The sequence below is a fragment of the Sphingopyxis sp. genome (genome assembly GCF_035250425.1).
GTDB lineage: Bacteria > Pseudomonadota > Alphaproteobacteria > Sphingomonadales > Sphingomonadaceae > Sphingopyxis.
Map to the genome: position 1 here is coordinate 1 of NZ_DATFFD010000190.1, position 5,783 is coordinate 5,783.

The following is a 5,783-nucleotide window of genomic DNA, read 5'->3' on the forward strand; positions in this document are numbered from 1 at the left end:
CGAAGTGGCCGCCGAGCAGGAACCCGCTCCGCGTCCCGCGCGTCGCCCGGCCCGCCGTCCGCGTCAGGACGACGGCGCCGACAATGGCGACGCCGGGATCGACACCGCCGTTCTGCCGCCCGCGATCGGCCGTCCCGAACGCAGCGCCGAAAGCGACGCCGAGGGTGAAGCGCCCGCCGCCAAGCCGCGCCGCACCCGCCGCACGCTGGCGACGCGGGGCACCGACGTCGAAGCGGCCGAATAAGCCAGCGATTTCACGCTGGTTTTTCCGATTCGCATGACATAGCCTCCCCGCGGGATATCCTGCGGGGAGGTTTTTTATGCGCGTGCCGGCAATGCTTTGCGTTCCCTTGGCCCTCGCGGCTTTTCCTGCGATCGCGCAGAACCCGGTACAGGGCAATGCGCAGGGCGAGCTGGCCGTCACCATCTACAACGGCGGGCAGTCGCTGGTGCAGGATATCCGCCAGATTCAGTTCCCCGCCGGCCGGACGCGGCAGGAGTTCCCCGACGTCTCGGCACAGATCCGGCCGCAGACGGTATCCTTCGCCGCTGCGAACACCGCGATCGTCGAGCAGAATTTCGACTATGACCTGTTGTCGCCCAACGCGCTGATGCAGAAGGCGGTAGGCGAGATGGTGACGCTGCTGCGCACCAATGTCGCGACCGGTGCCGAAACGCGCGAACGCGCGAAGGTGCTGGCGGTCAACGGCGGGGTGGTGCTGCAGATCGGTTCGCGGATCGAGATTTTGCGCGACGACGGGATGCCGGTGCGCGTCATCTTCGACAAGATACCGCCGAACCTGCGCGCCAAGCCGACGCTGTCGATCACCGTCGACAGCAAGAGCGCGGGAACGCGGCCCGCGACACTATCCTATCTGACGAACGGACTGGGCTGGGCAGCCGATTATGTCTCGCTCTATGACGAGAAGGCGGGGACGATCGACGTCCAGGGGTGGGTCACGCTCTCCAACAGCACCGGCACGACATTCGACAATGCGAAGACGCTGCTCGTTGCGGGAACGCCGTCGGGCCAGACCGCCAATTATCGGTATCGTCCGCCGCAGCAAGGCAATCTGCGCCGCGCCGGAACCGAGACGGCGCCGCGCGAGCAGCTTGGCGACTATTATCTCTACCCGCTCGCCGAACGGACGACGATCGCCAATGCGCAGACGAAGCAGGTGAGCTTCCTCGACGTCAGCGGCGTCCCCGCGCAGAAAATCTACGAATTTACGCTCGGCGGGTTCAACACGATGACCGAGCCGGCGAGCGCGGCGAGCGTGATCAAGTTCAATAGCAGCGCGAAGGGCGGCGGGCTGGGCGATGCGTTGCCCGCGGGGACGGTGCGATTCTATCAGCGCGACCTGCGCGGCGATCCGCAGTTCATCGGCGAGAACAGCATCGGACACACACCGATGGGCAGCGAACTCGGCCTCGCGACCGGCGACGCCTTCGACGTCAAGGTGCAGGCGACGGTGGTGAAGCGCGAGCGCGTTTCCAATCATGTCTGGCGGACGTTCATGTCCTATCGCCTGACCAATGCGCGGGGGAATCCCGTGACGCTCGACCTCGTTCAGCGCGGGCTCGACTGGTATTGGGACGACACGCGCATCATCACCGAAAGTCAAAAGAGCCAGCGACTCGATAGCGACGGCACCCGCTGGCGCGTCGAGCTGCCTGCAAATGGCGAAACGACGGTCGCCGCCACCTTCGAAACACGTTCCTGATCCCCGGCGAGGATGCGCCGCTGGCTGCCCCTGCTGTCGATCGTCGCTGCGTCCCCCGCGGCGGCGCAGCCGGCCGTCACCTCGCTCGCGCCCGATTCGGTGTCGGTCAGCGTGTTTCGCGATCCCGATCGCGATGAAGGCGGCGCGATCGAGCCGGGCTGGCTGGGCGGCTTCGCGCTGATCTCCGAAAAACGGACCGTCGATCTGCCCGCCGGCGAATCGACGCTGCGATTCGAGGGCGTCGCCGAAGGCATGATCGCGGTGTCGGCGATCGTCACCGGGCTTCCCGGCGGTGTGGTGCAGAAGAATCGCGATGCCGCTTTGCTTTCGCCCGCCAGCCTGCTCGACGGGTCGCTCGGCAACCGCGTCCATGTCCGCCGCACCGATCGCGCCACGGGCAAGGTCACCGAGGATGAGGCGATCATCCGCTCCGGCCCGCAAGGCGCGGTGGTGCTGCAAACGGCGGCGGGATTCGAATCGCTGCGCTGTACGGGCCTGCCCGAAACGATCGTCTATGATGGCGTGCCCGCGGGCCTGACCGCGAAGCCGACGCTGTCGGTAACGACGCGCAGCCCGGCGGCGCAGCGCGCGACGGTGACGCTGACCTATCTGTCGACCGGTTTCGACTGGGCGAGCAACTATGTCGCGCGCGTCCGCGACGATGGAAAGACGCTCGACCTGTTCGCCTGGCTGACCGTCGCTAACAGCAATGGCGAAAGCTTCGCCGATGCGGGGCTGGCCGCGATCGCGGGCACGCTGAACAAGGTCAGCGATTTCGATGCGCTGGCCGAGCGCCCCCGGACCCCGCCGCTCCATCTCAGCTGCTTTCCGGTCGGTAGCGGGCGCTATGGCGTCCCGCCCCCGCCGCCGCCACCCCCGCCGATGGCCGCGCCGATGGAGGAGGGTATGGATATCGTCGTCACGGGCGCGCGCATGAAGCGCGCCGAAATGCTGTCGGCGGTCTCGGTCGTCGCAAGCCAGGAGGATCTGGGCGACCTCAAGCTCTACCGCGTGCCGATCCCGGTCACCGTTGCGGCGAACGGGCAGAAGCAGGTGGCGCTGCTGGTCAAGGACCGCGTGCCCTTTCGCACGATATACCGCTTGCGGATGGATGTGGGCGACGAAGGCAGGGTGTTGACCCCCGAGATTTTGTTGCGGATGCAGAACAAGTATGCCGGCGGGCTCGGCGTCCCGCTGCCGAGCGGTCAGGCGGCGGTGTTCGAGCAGATCGGCGATCAGGAACTGCTCGTCGGCGAGGGCGCGATGCGCGACCATGCGGTGGGCGAGAAGGTCGATCTCGTGATCGGTGAGAGCAGCCAGATTCTGGTCGATGTCGAAAATTACGTGGAACCGAAGAATGGCCAGCACGACTATCGGATCACCGTAACCAACGCGAATCGCCATGCGGCCGATTTCGAATTCGGTTTCGATGCCGACGATAATGCGGGTCTCGATCCGCGCATCCGCAAGCTGCCGCGCCGCGACGGGTTGCTTACCTGGGTGGTTCGCGTGCCGGCGAACGGCAGCAAGACATTCCATTACCGCATGAAGGCGGAGGATTAGACGGGCGGCAGCGCCCGCGGCCGGTGATTCTCGTCGAGCGCGACGAAGGTGAACAGTCCCTCGGTCACGCGCTCCTCGGTCCGGCCGCCGTCGCGCGTCGCGACCACTTCGATCCTGATGCCCATCGAGGTGCGCCCCCGCCGCTCGAGATGCGCATAGACCGAGATGATGTCGCGCAGCAGAATCGGTGCGATAAATTCCATCGTCTCGATCGCGACGGTCGCGACCGCGCCCTGCGCTTCGCGTCCCGCGACGATGCCGCCGGCGATGTCCATTTGGCTCAATACCCAGCCGCCGAAGATATGGCCGTTGGCGTTGATGTCGGCGGGGCGGGGGACGACGCGCAGGATCGGGTCGCGCGGGCAGTCGGATTCGGGCTTATCGGTCATTGTTCATATCCGGGTCGTTTTCAAAAGGATCCTCGATCGATTCGTCGTGGCCGCTGCCGCTTGACAGGAAGACGAGTCCCATCAGCGCGGCGCCGAGCATGACCGACAGGCCGACGCCGGCTGCGGTCGCGATGATCATATGAATGGTGAGCGCCTCGCCCATCGTGAAGCGCAGCCAGCCGAGCGCGCCGACGACGGCGAGCAGCGACACCAGTGCCATGCCCTTCATCAGACGGCGATAGCGCGTCCAGGCGACTTTCGACGTGTCGCGATTGTCGAGGGGAGAGCGTTTGACCATGGTGCTTCCATGAACCAAGCCGCCGCCGCGGCCAAGCGCCATTGCGGCGCGCCGGGGCGTTTCGTTCGCCAAGCGAATCATGTTAGGCTGACCTGGCAACAGATACAGACGGGAGCGGCACCTATGACGATCGGAGCGATTCTTCATGGACGGACCGGGACAATCATCTCGGCGGGGCCAAGCGACACGGTGCGCATGGTGGTCGACCTGCTCGCGCAGAATCGCATCGGCGCGGTGCCGGTGATCGAGGGCGATTCGATCGTCGGCATCTTTTCCGAACGCGACATCGTGCGGCTCCTGTCTTCCTATGGTCCCGAAGCGCTCGACCGCAGCCTCGACGAGGTGATGACCAAATCGCCGGTGACGTGCGATCCCAGCATGGCGGTGATCGGCGCCCTCTCGCAGATGACGCAGAAGCGCATTCGCCACCTGCCGGTGGTCGACGGTGGCCGACTCGTCGGATTCATTTCGATCGGCGATCTCGTCAAATATCGTATCGACCGGATCGAGGCCGAGGCTGCGGCGATGCGCGACTATATAGCGTCATAACAGCCGCGAGCTGCCGGGCCGGGCGGGGACGATCCGTGCAAGTCCCGCCGTCCCTTCCACTCTTCTATATATAGGAGGCTTCGTCGGCGACCGGCGAAGCCCCCGATCCGCCCTAGATGGCGGCCCGGTGAATCGAATCGCCGAATTGGCGGACGAGCGTCGGCGTCGGCGCCTTCGCCGGCCAGATTCGCGAGCGGATCGATCGAATCGAATCGTGCGGTGCATGGAATCTGTGACTGCAAAGGCCGACGGGGACCGGACTCGCCCGTTCGATCATCGCCAAAAAGGGAAATTCACCTTCCCGATCGACAGAATCGCGGGTGGATTTCGGCATTCACTGGTCGATCCCCACGCGAAACCCCGCGCTCGCCCGCGGACCTCCATCAGTGGACCGCCACCCATCGAAAGCCTCTGCCTTTTCTTGATTTGCGGCAAAAGCCTTGAATTCTGCGGTTTCGTTCCCATTTCCCTCACCTGGTCAGGGCCGTTTCCGGTGCCGCGAACAACTTTTGAAACAAAATTGCAAAAAGGTTGTTGACGCGAATCGGAGAGGGGCTTAGAGGCCTGTTCACCGGACGGGGCGCGGCGCCAAACGCCACACACCAGCCGGTCGCCAACAGATACGGACAGATGTCCCCCGATAGCAATAGCGGGGAACGACAACTGTCCGCCATTTCTTGTCGGTGAGCTCTTTGAAATTGTGATTGTCGATGAAGGGACATGTGGGCGGCGGCCCTGGGTCTTGCAGCTTTAAGGTGCAAGGTGCTCAGGATAAAAAGCCAAGCCTGACCTACATGTCTTACACGTTTCCATGACGTGGGAGCGGCTCTTCATCATCTTGTGCTTGCACGGGATGAGGTCGGGACCGTTCCAAATTGTGTAGGCCAGGCTCCTTAAAATGAGCGGGTTTGTGAGGGATATTCCACCTTTGCAAATTCGAACATCAAACTTGAGAGTTTGATCCTGGCTCAGAACGAACGCTGGCGGCATGCCTAACACATGCAAGTCGAACGAACTCTTCGGAGTTAGTGGCGCACGGGTGCGTAACGCGTGGGAATCTGCCCTTGGGTACGGAATAACTCAGAGAAATTTGTGCTAATACCGTATAATGTCTTCGGACCAAAGATTTATCGCCCAAGGATGAGCCCGCGTAAGATTAGCTAGTTGGTGGGGTAAAAGCCTACCAAGGCGACGATCTTTAGCTGGTCTGAGAGGATGATCAGCCACACTGGGACTGAGACACGGCCCAGACTCCTACGG

6 protein-coding genes, 1 rRNA gene and 1 pseudogene are annotated in these 5,783 nt (G+C 63.7%); 5 read left to right on the forward strand and 3 right to left on the reverse strand.

Going from position 1 to position 5,783, the window contains the following annotated elements:
- The 3 genes and pseudogenes from VJ811_RS11485 to VJ811_RS11495 form a co-directional block, all read left to right on the forward strand.
- Positions 1 to 244, forward strand: a pseudogene (locus tag VJ811_RS11485) (DUF4167 domain-containing protein); the annotation flags it as partial.
- A gap of 76 nt (positions 245 to 320) precedes the next feature.
- Positions 321 to 1,724 (forward strand): DUF4139 domain-containing protein, encoded by a 1,404-nt coding sequence (locus VJ811_RS11490; RefSeq protein ID WP_324072414.1) that lies wholly within the window; start codon positions 321 to 323, stop codon positions 1,722 to 1,724.
- 12 nt (positions 1,725 to 1,736) lie between these two features.
- Positions 1,737 to 3,287, forward strand: a complete 1,551-nt coding sequence (locus VJ811_RS11495) for a hypothetical protein (RefSeq protein ID WP_324072416.1) — start codon at positions 1,737 to 1,739, stop codon at positions 3,285 to 3,287.
- Here VJ811_RS11495 and VJ811_RS11500 read toward each other — a convergent pair.
- Both VJ811_RS11500 and VJ811_RS11505 read right to left on the reverse strand, forming a co-directional pair.
- The gene (locus tag VJ811_RS11500; protein WP_324072417.1) at positions 3,284 to 3,676 is read right to left on the reverse strand and encodes an acyl-CoA thioesterase; all 393 of its coding nucleotides are present in this window, start codon (positions 3,674 to 3,676) and stop codon (positions 3,284 to 3,286) included. The genes VJ811_RS11495 and VJ811_RS11500 overlap by 4 nt on opposite strands.
- Positions 3,666 to 3,974 carry a hypothetical protein gene (locus VJ811_RS11505; RefSeq protein ID WP_324072418.1) on the reverse strand — a complete coding sequence of 103 codons (309 nt, stop codon included), beginning with the start codon at positions 3,972 to 3,974 and terminating at the stop codon, positions 3,666 to 3,668. The genes VJ811_RS11500 and VJ811_RS11505 overlap by 11 nt, the downstream gene beginning before the upstream one ends.
- A gap of 123 nt (positions 3,975 to 4,097) precedes the next feature.
- On the opposite strand from VJ811_RS11505, the gene VJ811_RS11510 reads away from it, so the two are divergent.
- Positions 4,098 to 4,523, forward strand: coding sequence for a CBS domain-containing protein (locus tag VJ811_RS11510; protein WP_324072419.1), 426 nt, complete (start codon positions 4,098 to 4,100; stop codon positions 4,521 to 4,523).
- Between the two features lie 112 nt (positions 4,524 to 4,635).
- On the opposite strand, the gene VJ811_RS11515 is transcribed toward VJ811_RS11510, so the two are convergent.
- A complete protein-coding gene (locus VJ811_RS11515; RefSeq protein ID WP_324072420.1) occupies positions 4,636 to 4,857 on the reverse strand; it encodes a hypothetical protein in 222 nt (73 codons plus the stop codon).
- Between the two features lie 611 nt (positions 4,858 to 5,468).
- Between VJ811_RS11515 and VJ811_RS11520 the strand changes: the two genes are divergently transcribed.
- Positions 5,469 to 5,783, forward strand: a 16S ribosomal RNA gene (locus VJ811_RS11520); the annotation flags it as partial.

What these genes read in the sequence shown, in the direction of transcription:
- VJ811_RS11490 (WP_324072414.1), top strand. Translation starts at nt 321, where the DNA reads ATGCGCGTGCCGGCAATGCTTTGCGTTCCCTTGGCCCTCGCGGCTTTT.
- VJ811_RS11495 (WP_324072416.1), top strand. Translation starts at nt 1,737, where the DNA reads ATGCGCCGCTGGCTGCCCCTGCTGTCGATCGTCGCTGCGTCCCCCGCG.
- VJ811_RS11500 (WP_324072417.1), bottom strand. Translation starts at nt 3,676, where the DNA reads ATGACCGATAAGCCCGAATCCGACTGCCCGCGCGACCCGATCCTGCGC.
- VJ811_RS11505 (WP_324072418.1), bottom strand. Translation starts at nt 3,974, where the DNA reads ATGGTCAAACGCTCTCCCCTCGACAATCGCGACACGTCGAAAGTCGCC.
- VJ811_RS11510 (WP_324072419.1), top strand. Translation starts at nt 4,098, where the DNA reads ATGACGATCGGAGCGATTCTTCATGGACGGACCGGGACAATCATCTCG.
- VJ811_RS11515 (WP_324072420.1), bottom strand. Translation starts at nt 4,857, where the DNA reads ATGCCGAAATCCACCCGCGATTCTGTCGATCGGGAAGGTGAATTTCCC.